Raw genomic sequence first — 18,875 nt, forward strand, 5'->3', positions numbered from 1 at the left:
GGCTCTAGGTGTGCGCGCCGGCGCGGTTGCGCCGGTTCTTGCGGCCCTCGAAGCGGCCCTTGAGGCCCCACCGGGTGACCTTGGTCAGGCCCTCGCGGATGTTGGATCCGCTCATCTTTGACACGCCGATCTCCCGCTCGGTGAAGGTGATCGGCACCTCGACGACGATGAAGCCGGTGTTGATGCTGCGCAGCGTCATCTCGACCTGGAAGATGTAGCCCTTCGAGTCGACGGTATCCAGATCGATGGTCTCGAGCACTTCGCGACGGTAGGCGCGGTAGCCGGCGGTGATGTCGTGAACGCCGATGCCGAGTATCAGGCGCGCATAGGTGTTGGCCGTTTTAGACAGGGCCAGCCGCCGCCAGGGCCAGTTACGCACGGCACCACCGTGGACGTAGCGCGAGCCGATCGCGAGGTCGGCTCCGGCGTCGACCGCCTCCAACAAGCGGTACAGCTGTTCGGGCGCATGGCTGCCGTCGGCGTCCATCTCGACCAACACCGTGTAGCCGCGACTCAGACCCCAGCCGAAACCCTCGACGTAGGCCGCCCCGAGACCTTTCTCGCCGGTTCGGTGCAGCACGTGGGTACGCCCGGAGTCGGCCGCGACCAACTCGTCGGCAAGTCGCCCCGTGCCATCCGGACTGTCGTCGTCGACGACGAGGATGTGCACGTCGGGGCAGGCTTGCGTGACACGCCGGTGGATCAGCGGCAGGTTTTCCAGCTCGTTGTAGGTGGGAATGATGACCAGGACACGCTGGCTGGGATTCTTGCCCGGGACCTCGGACGCAGGGTGGCCGGTGGTCATGTAGCTCCTTCATTTCGCCCGGTGTGGGTATTTCCGCCCTCGCCGGACGGGGATTCGTTCGCAGTCTCTACGTCGTCATTCGCAGGCTCTAAGTCATTCAGAGTCTCTGAGTCGTCCTCAGATTCGGCCGGGGGGACATCGGAGTCGTCAGTGTCATCGATGTGCCCGGACCGCCGCCGCGTCGGACGCGGGAACCAACCATTGTGCCGTATTGCGACCAAAATGAGGATTCCCGCCGCTGCGACAAGGGTCCACTGCACGATCGGACCCCAGCGCGTTGCCGGCGTCAGACTGGTCTTGAGACGCACCTGGGCGTCTAGATAATCGGGCACGAAGAAGTCGGTCCGCCGCAGCTCAGCGCCGTCCGGAGCGATCACCGCGCTGATTCCGGTGGTGCCGGCGACCAAGACAAAGCGGTCATGTTCGACGGCGCGGACGCGGGCGAAGGCCAGTTGCTGCTCGCTCATCGTCTTGGTGAACGTGGCGTTGTTGCTGGGCACGGTCAACAGCTGCGCGCCGTTGAGGACCGCGTTGCGCGGCGCGCGGTCGAAGACCACCTCCCAGCAGGTGGACACCCCGACCGGCACACCGGCGATACGCACCACCGCCGTTCCCGGCACGGGCACGAAGTGGCCGGCACGGTCGGCGTAACCGGACAGATGACTGAACAGCCACGGCATCGGCAGGTATTCGCCGAACGGCTGCACGATCGCCTTATGGTGCCGGTCGGCAGGCCCGGTCCCGGGATTCCACACGATCATCGTGTTGGTGTATTCCGGCGTATCGCGCATCCGGCCCGGCACGTCGAGCACGGTGCCGATGAGGATCGGTGCCCCGACCGCCTGCGCAGCCTTCGAGATCTGCTGGGCGGCGTCGGGGTTGGTGAGCGGATCGACGTCCGACGAATCTTCCGGCCACAACACGAATTGGGGTTGCGGGGCGGCGCCGGCCCGGATGTCCTCAGACAGTCGCAGTGTCTGACTGACGTGGTTGTCCAGCACAGCGCGCCGCTGTGCGTTGAATTCAAGTCCAAGCCGGGGCACATTGCCCTGCACCACCGCGACGGTGATGGTCGGTTCGCCACCGGAGCCGGCCCCCGAATGCCGCACCTGCGGCCAGACCAGAATGGCTGCCAACAGGACCAGACAGATGCTGACGCCGGGCAGCAACACCGCGGGTGGCTTAGCTGCTTCGACGCCTTCTGAGCCCTCTTCGGCGTCAGCGTGACGGGTTGCGGCGCCACCGACGCGAAGCCATTTCACGATCTCGCCCACGATCGCAGCACAACTGGTGCCCACCAGCACCACCGCAGTCGACAACAGCGCCACCCCGCCGAGCTGGACCAACGGCAGCAGCGGACCCGCCGACTGGCCGAACGCGACGCATCCCCAGGGAAAGCCGCCGAACGGGAAGCTGGATTTGAACCATTCCTGGGCGCCCCAGAGCACCGCGAACCAGATCGGCCAGCCCGGTACCCGTCGCACGACTACCGCGAGCACACCGAACAGCGCGGGATAAAGCGCACACACCGCCCCCAGGACCAGCCAGGGCACGGTACCGACCAGCGTGCTGATCCATGGCAGTAGCGGCACGTAGAACGCGAGGCCGAACAGGAAGCCGTAGCCCAGCCCGCCGGCAGGGGTGGTGGCCGGATGCATCAGCACCCAGCTCAATAAAGCGATGGAGATGACGGCGGCCCACCACCAATTGATGGGCGGAAAGCTCGCGTACATCAGCCAACCGGCGAGCAGCACCAGCACCAGGCGCGTCAACCGCGGACGCAGCGCCGCCCACACCGCCGGTGGCCACGTTGCCAGGCGGGCGCCCAGCCGCGTTGCGACGCTCGGACCGGCGGGCTCAGGTGTCACCGACCCTTCCAGAGCCTCCTCGGATGTTGCTGGCAAATCTCCTGCAGCTTCGCTCGGCAACTCATCGGGAGTTTGCTGTTCGGTGAGCTCTGCCGCGTCTACCGGCTGCTCGTCGTCTTCACTCGCCATGGATCACTGCACCCCGATGCACAGTTTGACGGCACCGCGGGAGCGCGTCGGAGGCGTCCAGGCGCGGCAGCGCAGGCACCCGGGAACGCGGGTCGGTGGACCAGCGCTGAACCGCATCGTTGGGTGCGCTGACATCGAGGTGGCCCGCGTCCCACACCGCGTAAGATGCCGGCGCGCCCGGGACCAGTGTTCCGGCGATGCCGTCGCGGATGCCGCCGGCGCGCCAGCCACCGCGCGTCGCGGCAGCGAAAGCCGCGCGGGCCGACACCCCGCTGCCCGGGGTGCGATGGTGCATCGCGGCGCGCACACTGGCCCACGGCTCAAAACCGGTGACCGGGGCGTCAGAACCAAAAGCGAGTGGCACGCCTTGGGATGCTAACAGCGCAAGTGGGTTGAGCCGGCAACCTCGGTTCGGACCCAGACGCTGCGCGTACATACCGTTTACACCGCCCCACAAGGCGTCGAAATTGGGCTGCACGCTGGCGATGACTCCCCACGACCCCAACTTGGTGGCCTGATCAGCGGTGACCATCTCCAAGTGCTCGAGGCGATGCCCGCAGCGGGCGACCGCGGTCACGCCGAGGTCGTCTACAACTCGTTCGAAGGCATCGACCACCGCGGACACCGCGGCATCGCCGATGACGTGAAAGCCGGCGGTCACTTCGGCCTCGCTACAGGCGCGGATGTGCGCTTCGACAGCGTCGGGTTCCAGATGTCGGGTGCCGACGCAGTCGGGTGCATCGGCATACGGTTCGTGCAGCCAGGCGGTGTGCGAGCCCAGGGCCCCGTCGACGAACAGGTCACCGGCCAGGCCACGTGCCCCGGTATCGGCCATCAACTTGCGGGCCTGCGCCGAGGTGGTCACCGCCTCACCCCAGTAGCCGATCACCTCGACGCCGTGATCGAGGGCGGCCACGTGTAACCAGTCGTCCAGGCCGCCGATCTCTGGACCCGCGCATTCGTGTACCGCGACGATGCCCGCAGCGGCCAAGGCCCGCACGGCGTCGACGCGAGCTTCGGCGAGTTGACCGTCGGTCAGCAGGCCGCGCGCGACGGCGCGGGCCCGGTGATGGGCCTCGCCGGTCAATGGAAGCTCGGCCGAGAATCCATCGGATGCCGCCAGGGCCGGCACCAGCCGTCGCAGGCCGGAGGACGCCAGGGCGGAGTGCACGTCGACGCGGGCCAGGTAGGCGGGCCGATCACCCAGCACCGCATCCAACTCGGCGGTACCGGGTGGGGTGTTGTCGGGCCACGCCGACTCGTCCCATCCGTGACCCCACACCGGACGAGCCGGGTGGGCGGCCGCATAGTCGGCGACCAATCGCAGACACTGCGTGCGCGAGGTGGCGCCCCTCAGATCCAAGCCGCTGATCGCCAGACCGGTCGCGCTCAGATGAATATGGCTGTCGACGAATCCCGGCGCCACGAAAGCGCCGTGGAGATCCTGCACGTCGGCGTCGGGAAATTGGCTGCGGCCAACGTCGTCGCTACCGAGCCAGGCGACGACATCGCCACGTACCGCCATCGCGGTGGCGTCGGGATGGGTCGGGCTGTGCACCCGGCCGTTCACCAGCAACCTGGTGGATTTCTGCGTCACACGGAAAAACTAGATGGTGCGTGAGCGTGGCCGCACGGGCGGCTCATAGGCGATCGGGGCCCGGGGCAGCGTCTGCGGCTCGTGGTGGTCCCATCCTTCGCGGACGTCGATCACTTCGCCGTCGATGTAATCACGACCGTCGGGCGACTTCCCGCGATCAAAGGCATCATCCAGACGCGCTGAGTCCGCACCGGTCAGCGGGACGCCCCGCAGTAATCCACGCATCGCGACCGCCGTCAGCGCGGGACGTGCGGCGGCACGGATCGGTGGCACCAGGAGCAGCAGCCCCAGCACGGTGGTGGCCAGGCCGGGAACGACCACCAAACCGGTGGCCAGGGCGGTCAGCGCGCCGTCGCTGAGCGCGCTGCGCGGTTCGCCCGCACCCGCCCGCAGCGCGCTGAACTGCCGGCTGAGCTGCAAACCGCCCATCGGGGCGCCGATACCCAAGCCCACCACGAACGTGCCCAGCAGGAGCAATACGGTCCAGCCGACGCCGATAGTCGCCGCCAGCCCGACAGTCACCATGAGCTCGACGACGGCGTAAGTGAGAAATAGCCGTCCTAACATGAGATGCCAACGTCTGCGTCGCATCCCAGAGTTCCTCTGCCGGTCGCGGCGTGGCTGCAGTTAGATGACGCTATGACGACGATTGAGATCGACACCCCCGCCGGGCCGATTGACGCGCTGCTGAGTATCCCTACCGGGGAAGGGCCGTGGCCGGGTGTGGTCGTGGTCCACGATGCGATCGGCTACGCGCCCGATAACGAGGCCGTGTCACAGCGCATCGCCCGGGCAGGCTACGTGGCGCTCACCCCGAATCTGTACGCGCGGGGCGGCCGCGCCCGATGCATTACCAGGGTGATTCGCGAGGTGATGACGACCCGGGGTCGCTCGATCGATGACGTGCTGGCTGCGCGCGAACATCTGCTGGCAATGCCCGAGTGCTCTGGACAGGTGGGCATCGCGGGATTCTGTATGGGCGGCCAATTCGCACTTGTCTTGTCGTCCCATGGTTTTGGGGCCTCTGCACCGTTCTACGGCACCCCGTTGCCGCGGAATCTCAATGAGATCTTGGACGGCGCGTGCCCCATTGTGGCCAGCTTCGGTAGCCGGGATCCGCTGGGTGTGGGCGCGCCCAACAAGCTGCGCAAGGTGACCGAGGCCAAACAGATCACCGCCGACGTCAAGTCCTACGCGGGCGCCGGACACAGCTTCGCCAACAAGCTGCCCGGGCAGCCGCTGCTGCGTATCACCGGATTTGGCTACGACGAAGCTGTCGCCGATGATGCCTGGCGTCGCGTTTTTGCGTTCTTCGGTGAGCACCTGGGCTCCGGGAGCAATTGATGCGTATTCGCTCGATCGTGGCCTGTTGCACTTTCGCGGTTGTGCTGGCGGTCAACGCGATGGGCGTCGCAGCAGCGGAGCCGGGGCAGTTCTCCCCTGCCGAACAACATCTCCTTGGGCTGTTGCCACCCGGCTATCACGCCAGCGCCTGCACTCCAGCCACCAACGGGTTCGAGAACTCGATCGCGAGCCTGGATTGCACGGACGACAGAAACACCGACACTCCGGACTACGCCCGTTTCACGCTGTACAACAACTCGGATGCGTTGACAGCCGACTTCTACGCCATTGTCGCCGGCATGTCGGTTTCGGCCTGCCCCGGTGACAATGGGTCGCCCGGCACCTGGAATTACGGACCGAACCTCGGCATTCCCGGCGGCAAGATCGTGTGCGGCAGCGTCGAAGATCAGTCCGATATCGCCTGGACCCGCGACTCCCAGCTGCTGTTGGCGACGGTCAACGGCGGACCGAGCCTCGACGATCTCTACCAGTGGTGGCAAAGCTACGGTGCAGCGACCGGGCAATAGTCGCTAGCTTGCCGAATTCAGTTTCGCCGAAAGGATTTTCGCAAAAGTGTGCGTGTCTCCGGGCCAGCGCGCCGACAGGTAGCTGCCGTCGTCGACAACGAATGCCGGCTTCGGCTCGGTCGCGGTGTCGCGCACCATGCCGGAACTCTTCAGCAACCAATGCGGTGAGCCGCGTTCGACGTCGCAGAAATCGGTCGGACTCTCGAGCGCGCGAGTGACCTCGGATTGAACCGACATGTATCCACGGCCCTGGCCGGGTTCCTCGGTATAGGTGCGGTAGTAGTCACGATCCCAGAACCGGGTGACGCGGGTGAGCTGCCAGGCGGTGCGCTCCAGCGCCCAGGTCAACGACGTGGTCTTGTGCCCATAGAGCACCGAATGGCCGGTAGCGGGGTCGACGCTGCGAGCGGCGAGTAGCACCCCGTGGCAGATGGCGGCGACAGTCACCCCGCTCGTGAAGGCCGCCACCACCAGTCGCTGCAAGATGTCGCTGTCGATGTAGCTGCGCATGCCGCGGGCCCGATGGCCGCCGGGCAGCAGCAGTGCATCGATGCCGTCGAGGGTGGCCTCAGACCAGCTGACCGGGTGCCGGAACTCGGGCGATTGCACCACTTCGCCGTACGCACGCCGGGCGTCCTTATTGGCCCGCAACATCAGACCCACCAGCGGAATGACCTTGAAAACCGGCAACGCGGACCACACGTCGAGACCGCGGCCGGTGACCATGATGTCGTCAGCAACGCCGGCGTTGCCGCTCTCGGTGGCGAAGATGACCTTGTGCCCGTCGTCGACGAGAACGCGCCAGCTCACCGCGACCTCGGTCGGGTCGAAGTCTCGGTCCGGGATCGGGATCAGGATGGTTGCCATGGCGGGCGTCAGGCCGCGGTTACCCGCAGTTCGAGGCCGACATTGTTTTCCATGCCGCCACGCAGCTTGCTGAAGATGTTGAAGACCTTGCCGATGATGCCGTAGCGCTTGCCGATCGCGTCGTAGACGGCAGCGGTTTTCGACTTGTCCAGGATGGCCGCAGTGCCCTCGACGGCTTCACTTTTTGCGTTGCCGCGCATGTCGCAGATGGCCAGGGTCACCCGGGGCGTGTTGCGAATCCGCTTGACCTTCCATGACTTTTCCTGAGTGATGACCAACAGTCGGTCACCGTCAGCGGCGGCCCAGATCGGAACCGGCTTGGGCCGGCCATCCTTGGTGAAGGTGGTCAGCAGGATGTATTGCGCTTTGGCCAGGTCGGCGTACGTGGGTGTCACGGTTGCCAACCTAGCGCTCACAAGCCTCCGTTGACATTTCCCGCGATGGACTGCGATAGTCGTCCTACGTTAAGTGAAAATAATATTTTCATTTAAGGACGCACGGAAGCGAGGATCCGACGTGGGCGACCCGCAGAAGTCGGCGGCTTGGTTGCCGTTCTCGATTGCCGAGGCGGCGCTGTCAGAAACCGGCGCCGCACTCGACCTCGCGCCGGCGTGGGGGCAGCTCCTGGACGGCCTGCGTGACGCCGCAAAGGCCGTCGCGAGCGCCCCGGCCAACAGGAATCGCGCCGACCTGACCTCGGGCGTGCGGCACCTGCTCGTTCTGCTCACCGCCGGCATCGACGAGGTGCTGCGTTTCGACACCGACCCCGTGCTGCGGGTGCAGCAGACCAGCACCGATGACATCGTGACCTGGGGCATGGAGTGCCCGGACTGTGTCTACACCCGCGCGGTGCTGCGCGGCGGCGAGAGCTACCGGCTGTTCGGAAATCGCGGCTCGGCACGCTACGTGGGTCTGCAGACGATGAACGGGATCGCGGCGACCGCCAACGCCCTGGTGGACGAACTCGAGGTGGATGCCGACGGAAACTTCGAGGTCGTGTTGTCCGCCGAGCAGCAGGCTGGCAACTGGATGCGGATCGAGGGTGACCACCCCACGCTGACCGTGCGGCACTTCTTCTACGACTGGGATACCGAGGTGGTGTCGTCGCTGCGGATCGAAAGGATCGGTGATCCGGTCGTCAGCGAAAGTGGCCCGGTCGATGCGGGCGCGGCACTGTCACGACAGCTGGTAGCCCTCGGTGACTTCGTTCAGGATAATCTGGCATTTTTCCTGCAGTTCGGCGCCGCGGCACCCAGCAACGGATTCCTGCCGCCAATCGATCGCAGCGACATGGGGGCGGCCGCGGAGAACCGACCGGTGATCGGCCGGTGGCAGCTGCAACCGGGCGAGGCGCTTATCCTCGAAGTCGAACCGCCAGAAGGCATCTACTGGAGTTTCTCGATCGGCAACCCCTGGTGGGAAACGATTCATTACGGTCGTCACCAGTCCAGTCTGAACGCCCATCAAGCGGTGGTGGATTCCGACGGCTTGGTGCGCGTGGTGGTGTCCGCGGATGACCCCGGCGTTGCGAATTGGCTCGACACCGCCGGCCACAGCAACGGTCCGATCATTCTGCGCTGCGTGCGGACCAAGACCGCGCCGACACCGACGACGCGGGTTGTGCCGATCGATGACGTGCTCGGCGCCCTACCTGCCGATACCGCACTGGTCACCCCGGAGCGGCGGTCATCCATTGTTGCAGCGCGGCGCGAGGCCGTACGAGAAAGGTTCGGACGATGACATTCAGTGCGGCCGAGTTGGAAGAAGGCGCCTGCGCCGCAACGGGTCTGGAGAATTTCGGCTCGCCCCACTACCGGGAGGGGCTGGAACGCATAGTCGACGCGCTGAACACCGAAGCCGATCTCAACGAGCTGGGCAGCGTCATTCAGCATGCCACCATCAGCAACGCGCTGATCCAACGTCTGAAGATCGAAGACACCTACAGCAAGCACCCGGAGATCGACGACGAGGTTGTCGGCGGCCCGGTCTTCGTCATCGGACTGCCTCGCACCGGCACCACCGCACTGAGCCAACTGGTGGCTGCCGATCCGCAGTTCCGGTCGTTACGGATGTGGGAGTCGCAGGCACCTGTTCCGCCGCCGGAATCGGCTACCCAGCACGATGATCCGCGAATCGCGCAGGCCGAGGCCGGCCTGAAGATGCTCGATGACATGTTCCCGTTGATGAAGACGCTCTACAACTCCGAGGCGACGGCCCCGACGGAATGCCAAGACCTGATGGGCATGAGCTTCCGGACATTTCACTTCGACGGCGCGGTACGAGCACCTGCGTATCTGGCTTGGCTGATGGATTGCGACATGCGCGAGACGTACACCTTCCACCGCCGGGTCCTCAAACTGCTGCAATGGCATTGCCCGCCGAATCTGTGGCATCTCAAGACGCCAGTGCACATGTTCGCACTCGACGCACTGGTCGAGGCGTACCCGAATGCCAAATTCCTTTGGAGTCACCGTGATCCGGCCAAAGTGATGGGGTCGGTGTGCAGTCTGATCCACTACGTGCGCAGTTGGAGCAGCGACCGCAACGACGCCGACGAACTCGGCGCCGAGCAGGTCGACAGCTGGGCGGAAGCTGTTCGGCGGGCGATGGACTTCCGCGCCAGGGTGGGCAACGATCGATTCGCGGATGTGTCGTTCGCCGAGTTGCAGTCCAATCCCGTTGCCACTCTGCAAAGTAGCTACGAAACTCTGGGGCTGACGTTCACCGATGACACCCTGAACTCGGTCAAACGGTGGGCCGAAGGTCACCAACCGGGTTCGCGTGGTGCACACGACTACGATCTGGCCGACTACGGCCTGACATCCGACGGTGTTCGCGCGCGGTTCGCGGATTACCTCGCTACCTACGATGCAACAGCTTGATCGAATGAGCGCCCCCCGCACCCGGCGGCGTGAAAAGCTGGCCCCGGACCCCGATGTGCGCCGCGAGATCCTCGCCGCCGCGTCGGCGACGCTGCAAGAGCAGGGAATCCGAGGCTTCAGCATCTCCGCGGTTCTCGAGCGCGCAGGTCTGGGCACCCGCGCGTTCTATCGGCACTTCGATTCCAAAGACGAGCTGGTAGCCGCGGTATTCCTGGCCGGTGCCCGCGTCGAGACAGAGCGGCTTCGGCATCGAATGAGTACGGCCGCAACGGAAATCGACGCGGTCGTGGCGTGGATCGATGGCCGGCTTGATTTGGCGTTCGACAATAGTGTCCGATCCGACCTGCGGCGCCTGTCATTGGAGGCGCAGTCACAAACATTGGCCTCCCCCAATCTGGTTCAGCCCGCCTACACCGCGATGCTCGAACCGCTCGTGGAAGCGCTCGAACGCGGCGTGCAGCGCGGAACTTTCGATCACATCGACCCGCTGACCGACGCCCAGTTCATCCACGGCGTGGTGTGGTCGGGCATTGACCGGCACTGGACACGCGGTGACTGCGACCGCGCGGAGATCCGCGAGCGCATGCTGTGGTTCTGCCTGCGGGCGTTGGGTGTGGCAGCGGATGTGATCTGGCAGGTTTGTTCTGACTGACTAAGGAGGTGCTCGATGGATTTGGGTTTCGGTGAAGCGACGGCCGTGGTGACGGGTGGCAGTAAGGGCATGGGTCTGGCCATTGCCGAAACCCTTGCGGCCGAAGGTGCGAGCGTCGCGGTGATGGCCAGGGGGCAGGAGGCGCTCGACGCTGCCGTGGTGTCGCTGCGCGACGCCGGTGCCCCGGATGCCGTGGGGATCAGCGTGGATATGTCCGATGCCGAATCCATCGCGGCCGGGTTCGCCCAGGTTGCCGAGCGGTGGGGACGACTCAATTCCCTGGTCCACACCATCGGACCGGGTGACGGGTATTTCGAGCAAATGGCGGATTCTGACTGGGACGCGGCGTTCTCGGTCGGGACGATGTCGGCGGTGCGGTCGATCCGAGCCGCGCTCCCCCAGCTGCGCGCGGCGGACTGGGCCCGCATTGTGACCCTGTCGGCACATTCCATTCAGCGCCAGAATCCACGCATCGTCGCCTACACCGCATCGAAGGCGGCGCTGGCGAGCATCACCAAAAACCTGTCGAAAAGCCTTGCGGTGGATGGCATTCTGGTCAACTGCATCTGTCCGGGAACAATTGTGACGGCCAGCTTCACCGAGGTGCTCAAGGACATCCTGGCCGCCGACGGCCTGGACGCCACCGATCCGCGCGATGTGATGACGTGGATCGACAACAACTTTCACCAGCCCTGCGATTTGGGGCGTGCCGGATTACCGGAAGAGGTCGCGTCGATCACCGCGTACCTGGCGTCCCGGCGCAACGGCTACGTGACCGGCGCGACGGTCAACGTGGACGGCGGCTCTGACTTCATCTAGCACGGCGAGCGGAGGAACTAGCCCTCTAGGTCGCCCTCGGTTTCCAGCAGCGTCTGACGCAATCCGTCCAGGGTGTCCTGTTGCGGCTCGGCCCACATCCCGCGGCCGGCGGCTTCCAGCAATCGCTCGGCCATGCCGTGCAGCGCCCACGGATTGGACTCCGTCATGAACTTGCGGTTCTCGGGGTCCAACACGTAACGCTCGGAGAGTTGTTCATACATCCAGTCGGCCATCACCCCGGCGGTGGCGTCGTAGCCGAAGAGGTAGTCGACCGTCGCCGCCATCTCGAATGCGCCCTTATAGCCGTGCCGGCGCATCGCGGACATCCAGCGCGGGTTGACCACCCGAGACCGGAATACCCTGGTGGTTTCTTCCGACAATGTCCGGGTGCGGATGGCGTCAGGCCGGGTGTTGTCGCCGATGTAGGCGGCCGGTGCCTGCCCGGTCAGCGCCCGCACGGTGGCAACCATGCCGCCGTGGTACTGGAAATAGTCGTCTGAGTCGGCGATGTCGTGCTCGCGGGTGTCGGTGTTCTTGGCGGCCACAGCGATTCGCCGGTACTGGCGGTTCATGTCGTCGACGGCTTCGCGGCCTTCCAATCCACGGCCGTAGGCGAACCCTCCCCAGGCGGTATAGACCTGCGCGAGGTCGGCATCGTCGCGCCAGTTGCGACTGTCGATCAGCTGCAGCAGTCCGGCGCCGTAGGTGCCCGGCTTTGATCCGAAGATCCTTGTCGTGGAGCGTCGTTGGTCACCATGCTGGGCGAGGTCCGCTTGTGCGTGTGCCCGCACGTAGTTGTCGTCGTCGGACTCGTCCAACTCGGCGACCAGACGCACCGCGTCATCGAGCATAGTCACCACGTGCGGGAATGCGTCGCGGAAGAATCCGGAGATGCGCACGGTCACGTCGATGCGGGGCCTGCCCAACTCTTCCAACGGGATCGACGCCAGGTCGACCACTCGTCGCGACGCGTCATCCCAGACCGGTCGCACACCGAGCAGGGCCAACACTTCGGCGATGTCGTCACCGGAGGTGCGCATCGCCGAGGTCCCCCACACCGACAGACCTACCGACTGCGGCCACTGCCCGTGGTCGCCCCGGTAGCGATCCAGCAGCGAATCTGCCAGTGCCACACCGGCTTCCCAGGCCAGCCGGGACGGCACCGCCTTGGGGTCGACGGAGTAGAAGTTACGTCCGGTGGGCAGCACGTTGACCAGACCGCGAAGCGGGGAACCCGATGGCCCGGCCGGGATGAACCGGCCGTCCAGCGCCCGCAGCACCTGATCGATTTCGCCGGCAGTGCCAGCCAGACGCGGCACTACCTCGGTGGCGGCAAACCGCAATACGGCTGCGACATCGGCGTTTTCGGTGATCCGGTCGGCGGCGTCAGGGTCCCAACCACTGGCTTGCAGTGCCGCGACCAACTCGCGGGCTGCCGCCTCGGCCCGGTCCACCGACGTCCGTTCGTCGGTGCCGTCCTCGGCCAATCCGAGTGCCTGCCGCAGACCCGGCAGGGCAAGTTCGCCGGCGAACAACTGGCGAGCCCGCAGGATGGCGAGTACCAGGTCCAGTTCGACTTCTCCCGTTGGCTTTTGGCCCAAGATGTGCAGCCCGTCGCGGATCTGGACGTCTTTGATCTCACACAACCAGCCATCGACGTGCAGCAGCATGTCGTCGAACGTGTCCTCTTCAGGACGTTCAGTCAGGCCCAGGTCGTGGTCCATCTTGGCCGCCCGGATCAGCGTCCAGATCTGCTGGCGAATCGCAGGCAGCTTGCCGGGGTCCAGTGCCGCGACGTTGGCGTGTTCGTCAAGCAGTTGCTCCAAACGGGCAATATCGCCGTAGGTTTCGGCGCGAGCCATCGGTGGGATGAGGTGATCGACGAGCACCGCGTGCGCGCGTCGCTTGGCCTGGGTCCCCTCGCCGGGGTCGTTGACCAGGAACGGGTAGACCAGCGGCAAGTTGCCCAGCGCCGCATCGGACCCGCAGGCTGCCGACATGCCCAGCGTCTTGCCCGGCAACCATTCCAGGTTGCCGTGCTTGCCCAGATGGACGACGGCATGCGCGTTGAACCCTGCGTCGAGCCAGTGGTAGGCCGCCAGGTAGTGATGGCTGGGTGGCAGATCCGGGTCGTGGTAGATCGCGACGGGGTTCTCGCCGAACCCGCGCGGCGGCTGGACCATCAATACGACGTTGTCGGATTGGATTGCAGCGATGACGATTTCGCCGTCCGGGTGGTTGCTTCGGTCGACGAACAATTCGCCGGGCGCCGGGCCCCAGTGGTGGGTCACCGCGTCGGTCAGTTCGGCGGGCAGGGTGGCGAACCAGTCCCGGTAGTCCTTGGCGGAGACCCGGATGGGATTGCCGGCGAGTTGCCCGTCGGTGAGCCAATCGGGGTCCTGGCCGCCACGTTCGATCAGCGCGTGGACGAGGGCGTCGCCGTCCTCGGCATCGACACCCGGCAGGTCGCCGATCTGATAGCCACGCCCGCGCATGTCGCGCAGCAACGACACCGCGCTGGCCGGGGTGTCCAAGCCGACGGCATTGCCGATCCGAGCGTGCTTGGTGGGATAGGCAGAGAAGACCAGGGCCACGCGCTTGTCCGCCGGGGCGATCTTGCGCAGCTGGGCATGCCTGATCGCCAACCCGGCCACCCGTGCACAACGTTCTTGGTCGGCAACATAGGAAATCAGGCCGTCGTCGTCAATCTCTTTGAACGAGAAAGGAACTGTGATGATGCGGCCGTCAAACTCGGGCACCGCGACCTGGGTGGCAACGTCGAGCGGGGAAAGGCCGTCGTCGTTGGCGTACCACTGATCTCGTGGACTGGTCAGGCACAGGCCCTGCAGAATCGGGACATCCAGAGCCGCAAGATGTTCCACGTTCCAGCTGTCGTCGTCGCCGCCGGCGGACGCGGCCGCGGGTTTGGCTCCCCCGGCGGCCAGCACCGTGACCACCATGGCGTCGGCGCGTCGCAGAGTTTTCAGCAACTCGGCTTCGGCGGTGCGTAACGATGTGCAATAGACCGGCAGGGCGCGACCGCCCCCCTGTTCGATCGCCTGACACAGCGCCTCGACGTACGCGGTGTTGCCGGCCAACTGTTGGGCGCGGTAGTAGAGCACCGCGATCGTCGGCCCGTCCGGATTTCCGCTGTCGGTTCGCTCCGGCACACCCCAGGTGGGGGTCTGCACCGGCGGGCTGAAGCCGAACCCGGTCATCAGCACGGTGTCGGACAGGAAGGCGTGCAGTTGGCGCAGGTTGTCCATGCCGCCGTGCGCCAGGTAGATGTGCGTCTGCACCGCGATACCCGCCGCGACCGTCGACAGCCGGGTCAACTCGGCGTCGGCGGCTTGCTCGCCACTGATCAGCACGGCCGGTACGCCGCTGGCCAGCACCGTATCGATGCCGTCCTCCCAGGCCCGGTAGCCACCGAGAATCCGCACCACGACAATCGAGGCCTCGGCGAGCAGGTCGGGCAGTTCGACCTCCGACAACCGCGACGGGTTGGCCCAGCGGTAGTTCTTGCCGGTGGAACGGGCGCTGATCAGGTCCGTATCGGACGTCGACAGCAGCAAAATCGTAGGCTCAGCCACTTCCCATTCGTACCGCAGCGCCGCGCACCCGCCGAATCGCGGGGTGAAACCAGGCAGGTATGCGTCCCGGGAGGTGATCAGACCGTTCGTTAATGGACGCCGTCCAAATGCTGAGCAAATCGCATGTTTTGTACAAATTTACGCAACTGCTGGTTTGTCGACGCCGAGTCGCGTAGATCTGAAGTCCTGTTGCGGTCCATCTCGTCCTGATGGGGGTCTTTGATGTCGTCGTACGTCGTTGTCATGCCTGAGTCGCTGGCCACCGTGTCGGGGGATCTCTCAGGGATCGGAGCCGCCATCAGGAAGGCCAGCGCCAACGCCGCGCCGTTGACGACGGGGATGGCGGCCGCTGCCGGCGACGAGGTGTCAGCGGCAATTGCGGCGTTGTTCGGCAGCTACGCGCAGGACTACCAAGCGCTCAGCGCGCGCACGGCCGAGTTTCATGAGCAGTTTGTGCTGACGTTGCGCGGGGGTTCGGGAGCGTATGCGGCTGCGGAAGCGGCCAGCGCGGCGCCGCTGGCGACCCTCGAGCAAAGCCTGCTGGCAGTGATCAATGCGCCGACGAACGCATTGCTGGGGCGCCCCTTACTCGGCGACGGCACCAGCGGGGCGGCGGGCACGGGACAGGCCGGCGGCGCCGGCGGGATATTGCTGGGCAACGGCGGCAACGGCGGGTCCGGAGCGCCGGGCGGCAATGGCGGGGCCGGCGGAGCGGCCGGACTCATCGGCCGAGGCGGTAACGGCGGTGCCGGTGGGGCCGCGGCCCTGGCAGGCGCGATCGGCGGTACCGGCGGATCCGGCGGCAGCGGTGGGCTGCTGTTCGGCAGCGGCGGCACCGGCGGGATCGGTGGGGCCGGCGGGGCCGGCGCGGTAGGGCAGGTTGCCGGCGCCGGCGGCGCCGGTGGAGCGGGCGGCGCCGGGATGGCGCTGCTGGGCGCCGTCGGCGGCGATGGCGGGGCGGGCGGAGCCGGTGGCACGGCAGCGAACGGACAGGACGCCGGAAGCGGCGGGACCGGCGGAACCGGGGGCGCCAATCACGGACTGCTCGGTGGAAGTAGCGGCCGCGGTGGCGCCGGTGGTGTCGGTGGCACCGGTAGCACCGGCACCTCGGGCATTGTCGGGGGCGCGGCCGCGGGGACCGGCGGAGCCGGTGGGGCCGGCGGACAAGGCGGGGCGGGTGGCGCCAATCACGCACTGTTGTTCGGCAACGGCGGCGCCGGTGGGATCGGCGGCGACGGCGGCAGCGGTGGTATCGGCGGCACGGGCGGTGCGGGCGTCCTCAGCGATGGTCAGTCGGGCGGCGACGGCGGTGTCGGCGGAAGCGCTGGCGCCGGTGGAGTCGGCGGCGCGGCAGGCTTCTTCGGCGGCGGCGGCCCCGCTGGTGGCAGCGGTAGTGCCGGCACCGGCGGCACCGGCGGCACCGGCGGCACCGGCGCGGTGGGCTCCTCACCCGGCGGCACCGGATTCAACGGCGGCGCCGGCGGCAACGGCGGCGCCGGCGGAAATGCGGGCATCGGCAGCACCAACGGCAACGGTGGTTTGGGCGGACGGGGCGGGACAGGCGGCGCGGGTGCTGACGGCACCGCCGGCGTCAACAGTGACGGTCAAGCCGGTGGAAATGGCGGCAAGGGCGGCAACGCGGGAGCCGGCGGCACGGCCGGTACAGGCACCGGCACCGGCGGCAGCGTGGGCAACGGCGGGTCCGGTGGCGACGGCGGTATCGGGGGCGCCGGCGGCAAGGGTGCTAACAACCCGACGCTCAACGCCGACGGATACGCCGGTGGCGCTGGCGGCGCCGGCGGTCAAGGCGGACTCGGCGGCAACACTGCCGCAGGCGGGATGAACGGCACCGGAGGAAACGGCGGTGCCGGCGGCAGCGGCGGCGGAGCAGGCAATGGCGGCGACGGCGCCCCAATCGCAACCAAGTTTCCCGGCGTCGGCGGCGCAGGTGGCGAAGGCGGCAACGGCGGAGCTGCCGGAGCCTCGGGTACCGGCGGAACCGGCGGAGCGTCGGGCAACGGCGGAACCGGCGGCGCTGGCGGCACTGGGGGCGGCGGCGGAACCGGCTACCAAAATGCGTACACAGGCGGCCTGGGTGGAGTGGGCGGCGGCGGCGGGGATGGCGGAACGGCCGGAACCGGCGGGACCAACGGCAGTGGCGGCCATGGCGGGAGCGGCGGCAACGGCGGAACCGGCGGTGTCGGTCCGTTCGGCGGCTTCGGCGGAGACGGCGGCAAGGGCGGCGGTGGCGGCAACTCCGGTACCGGTGCCGGCGCCGCCGGCAACGGCGGTAACGCGGGGGCCGGCGGCACCGGCGGCACCGGCGGCGCTGCCAATGCCAGCCCTGCTAGTCCCAGGTATGGCGGCACCGCAGGCGGCGGCGGCGCCGGCGGTACCGGCGGCAATAGCACGGCCGGCGGCATCAATGGCAACGGCGGCCTAGGCGGTACGGGCGGCACCGGCGGGGCGGGTGGCAACGGACCGACCGGGACCGCAGACGTCAATGGGGGCAACGGGGGCACCGGCGGCCAGGCAGGGGCGGGCGGACTCGCAGGCACCGGTGGTAGCGGCGGTATCGCTGGCAGCACCGGCACCGGCGGCAACGGTGGCACCGGCGGCAACGGCGGCGCGGGGACTAACAGCCCCACTGCCGGCGGGGCCGGTGGCGCAGGTGGGGCCGGTGGCAACGGGGGGCAAGGTGGCGGCGCCGCTGCCGGCGGGACCAACGGCAACGGCGGCCAGGCAGGAAACGGCGCCAACGGCGGTAACGGCGGCGCCGGCAACACCTCGGGCGCAGTCACCAGCCCTGGCGGAAATGGCGGCCAAGGCGGTGCGGGTGGCACGGGCGGTGTCGCAGGCCAAGGGGCCGGTGCCGCGGGCAAGGGCGGCAACGCTGGCACCGGCGGCAATGGCGGAAACGGCGGAAACGGCAGTCCTGGCCCCGTCGGCACGGCCACCCCGGTCGCTGGCGGCGCCGGAGGCAACGGCGGCGCCGGAGGCGCCGGAGGTAACGCGACGGCCGGCGGCAACGCGGGTACTGGCGGCACCGGTGGCAGTGCCGGTAGCGGTGGCGTCGGCGGCGATGGGACCACCGTTGGCGGCACTGGCGGCAAGGCAGGCGCCGGCGGCATCGGCGGCGCGGGCGGCAACGCAACCGGCGGGGGCAATGGCGGCGCTGGCGGGAACGGCGGTGCTGCCGCTACCGGCGGGACGGGCGGCACCCCGACCGGTGCGACCGGCCCTGGCGGCGCTGGCGGCGGTGGCGGCACCGGTGGCACTGGCGGCGCGGGTGGGACCGCAGACAGCGGAGGCAACGGCGGCGGAGGTGGCGCCGGTGCCACGGCCGGTGTCGGCGGCAACGGCGGCACGGGCGGAACCGCATCGGGCAACGGCGGAGCCGCCGGTGCGGGCGGACTGGGCGGCAACGGCGGTCTCGGCGGCGCGGCGACCGGCACCGGCAACGGAGGTGCCGGCGGCGCAGGCGGCAAGGGCGGTGCCGGCGGCACCGGCGGCGTCGCGACCAGCCCCACGGGCAAGGGCGGCGGGGGCGGCACCGGCGGTGACGGCGGCGACGGCGCCGACGGCGGCACCGGTGGCCTGGGTGGTGTCGGCGGTGCCCTAGGCGGCGCCGGTGACGGCGGCAGCGGCGGAGCCGGCCCGGCGGGCACCGGAGTCTCCGGTGGACCGGGCACTCCCGGGGACTCCGGCAAACACGGTTAGGCGGTGCCGATGCGAGCAAAATCAGCCGGAGAAGCGGTAGCGTCATTCTCCTGGGTTGTCGACGGGAGACCA

The 18,875-nt window shown here is 67.8% G+C and carries 12 protein-coding genes and 1 pseudogene; 7 read left to right on the forward strand and 6 right to left on the reverse strand.

From position 1 onward, the window contains the following. Positions 1-4 precede the first annotated feature (4 nt). The 3 genes and pseudogenes from lnt to ACZY1I_RS25565 form a co-directional block, all read right to left on the reverse strand. Positions 5-2,634: pseudogene (gene lnt, locus ACZY1I_RS25555) on the reverse strand (apolipoprotein N-acyltransferase). 157 nt (positions 2,635-2,791) lie between these two features. Then, positions 2,792-4,327 (reverse strand): amidohydrolase, encoded by a 1,536-nt coding sequence (locus ACZY1I_RS25560; RefSeq protein ID WP_463759305.1) that lies wholly within the window; start codon positions 4,325-4,327, stop codon positions 2,792-2,794. 81 nt (positions 4,328-4,408) lie between these two features. Continuing rightward, complete coding sequence (locus tag ACZY1I_RS25565; protein ID WP_463758965.1) at positions 4,409-4,966, reverse strand: FxsA family protein; 558 nt, start codon at positions 4,964-4,966, stop codon at positions 4,409-4,411. A gap of 72 nt (positions 4,967-5,038) precedes the next feature. Between ACZY1I_RS25565 and ACZY1I_RS25570 the strand changes: the two genes are divergently transcribed. Both ACZY1I_RS25570 and ACZY1I_RS25575 read left to right on the forward strand, forming a co-directional pair. After that, positions 5,039-5,743, forward strand: a complete 705-nt coding sequence (locus tag ACZY1I_RS25570) for a dienelactone hydrolase family protein (RefSeq protein WP_463758967.1) — start codon at positions 5,039-5,041, stop codon at positions 5,741-5,743. Then, positions 5,743-6,270 (forward strand): hypothetical protein, encoded by a 528-nt coding sequence (locus ACZY1I_RS25575; protein WP_463758969.1) that lies wholly within the window; start codon positions 5,743-5,745, stop codon positions 6,268-6,270. The genes ACZY1I_RS25570 and ACZY1I_RS25575 overlap by 1 nt, the downstream gene beginning before the upstream one ends. A gap of 3 nt (positions 6,271-6,273) precedes the next feature. Here the strand turns inward: ACZY1I_RS25575 and ACZY1I_RS25580 are convergent, their stop codons facing one another. Continuing rightward, on the reverse strand, positions 6,274-7,137 hold the full coding sequence (locus tag ACZY1I_RS25580; protein ID WP_463758973.1) for a type 1 glutamine amidotransferase domain-containing protein: 864 nt from the start codon (positions 7,135-7,137) through the stop codon (positions 6,274-6,276). 8 nt (positions 7,138-7,145) lie between these two features. Then, the gene (locus ACZY1I_RS25585) at positions 7,146-7,532 is read right to left on the reverse strand and encodes a PPOX class F420-dependent oxidoreductase (RefSeq protein ID WP_463758977.1); all 387 of its coding nucleotides are present in this window, start codon (positions 7,530-7,532) and stop codon (positions 7,146-7,148) included. 121 nt (positions 7,533-7,653) lie between these two features. On the opposite strand from ACZY1I_RS25585, the gene ACZY1I_RS25590 reads away from it, so the two are divergent. From ACZY1I_RS25590 to ACZY1I_RS25605, 4 genes are read left to right on the forward strand one after another with little or no spacing between them, the layout of a single operon-like run. Beyond that, positions 7,654-8,877, forward strand: a complete 1,224-nt coding sequence (locus ACZY1I_RS25590) for a DUF1214 domain-containing protein (RefSeq protein ID WP_463758980.1) — start codon at positions 7,654-7,656, stop codon at positions 8,875-8,877. Further along, positions 8,874-10,019 (forward strand): sulfotransferase family protein, encoded by a 1,146-nt coding sequence (locus ACZY1I_RS25595; RefSeq protein ID WP_463758983.1) that lies wholly within the window; start codon positions 8,874-8,876, stop codon positions 10,017-10,019. Before ACZY1I_RS25590 ends, ACZY1I_RS25595 begins: the two co-directional genes overlap by 4 nt. Before the next feature lie 4 nt (positions 10,020-10,023). Continuing rightward, a complete protein-coding gene (locus tag ACZY1I_RS25600; protein WP_463758987.1) occupies positions 10,024-10,671 on the forward strand; it encodes a TetR/AcrR family transcriptional regulator in 648 nt (215 codons plus the stop codon). Positions 10,672-10,686: 15 nt separating this feature from the next. Next, positions 10,687-11,490, forward strand: coding sequence for an SDR family NAD(P)-dependent oxidoreductase (locus tag ACZY1I_RS25605; protein WP_463758989.1), 804 nt, complete (start codon positions 10,687-10,689; stop codon positions 11,488-11,490). 17 nt (positions 11,491-11,507) lie between these two features. On the opposite strand, the gene cobN is transcribed toward ACZY1I_RS25605, so the two are convergent. After that, a complete protein-coding gene (cobN, locus tag ACZY1I_RS25610; protein WP_463758994.1) occupies positions 11,508-15,083 on the reverse strand; it encodes a cobaltochelatase subunit CobN in 3,576 nt (1,191 codons plus the stop codon). A 222-nt stretch (positions 15,084-15,305) separates the two neighbouring features. Between cobN and ACZY1I_RS25615 the strand changes: the two genes are divergently transcribed. Continuing rightward, positions 15,306-18,803: a PE family protein gene (locus tag ACZY1I_RS25615; RefSeq protein ID WP_463758998.1), complete on the forward strand. Its 3,498-nt coding sequence runs from the start codon at positions 15,306-15,308 to the stop codon at positions 18,801-18,803. Positions 18,804-18,875: the final 72 nt, after the last annotated feature.

Source organism: Mycobacterium sp. IDUB_37 (genome assembly GCF_055419245.1).

What these genes read in the sequence shown, in the direction of transcription:
- ACZY1I_RS25605 (WP_463758989.1), top strand. Translation starts at nt 10,687, where the DNA reads ATGGATTTGGGTTTCGGTGAAGCGACGGCCGTGGTGACGGGTGGCAGT.
- ACZY1I_RS25580 (WP_463758973.1), bottom strand. Translation starts at nt 7,137, where the DNA reads ATGGCAACCATCCTGATCCCGATCCCGGACCGAGACTTCGACCCGACC.
- ACZY1I_RS25570 (WP_463758967.1), top strand. Translation starts at nt 5,039, where the DNA reads ATGACGACGATTGAGATCGACACCCCCGCCGGGCCGATTGACGCGCTG.
- ACZY1I_RS25600 (WP_463758987.1), top strand. Translation starts at nt 10,024, where the DNA reads ATGAGCGCCCCCCGCACCCGGCGGCGTGAAAAGCTGGCCCCGGACCCC.
- ACZY1I_RS25560 (WP_463759305.1), bottom strand. Translation starts at nt 4,327, where the DNA reads ATGGCGGTACGTGGCGATGTCGTCGCCTGGCTCGGTAGCGACGACGTT.
- ACZY1I_RS25595 (WP_463758983.1), top strand. Translation starts at nt 8,874, where the DNA reads ATGACATTCAGTGCGGCCGAGTTGGAAGAAGGCGCCTGCGCCGCAACG.
- ACZY1I_RS25565 (WP_463758965.1), bottom strand. Translation starts at nt 4,966, where the DNA reads ATGTTAGGACGGCTATTTCTCACTTACGCCGTCGTCGAGCTCATGGTG.
- ACZY1I_RS25575 (WP_463758969.1), top strand. Translation starts at nt 5,743, where the DNA reads ATGCGTATTCGCTCGATCGTGGCCTGTTGCACTTTCGCGGTTGTGCTG.
- ACZY1I_RS25615 (WP_463758998.1), top strand. Translation starts at nt 15,306, where the DNA reads ATGTCGTCGTACGTCGTTGTCATGCCTGAGTCGCTGGCCACCGTGTCG.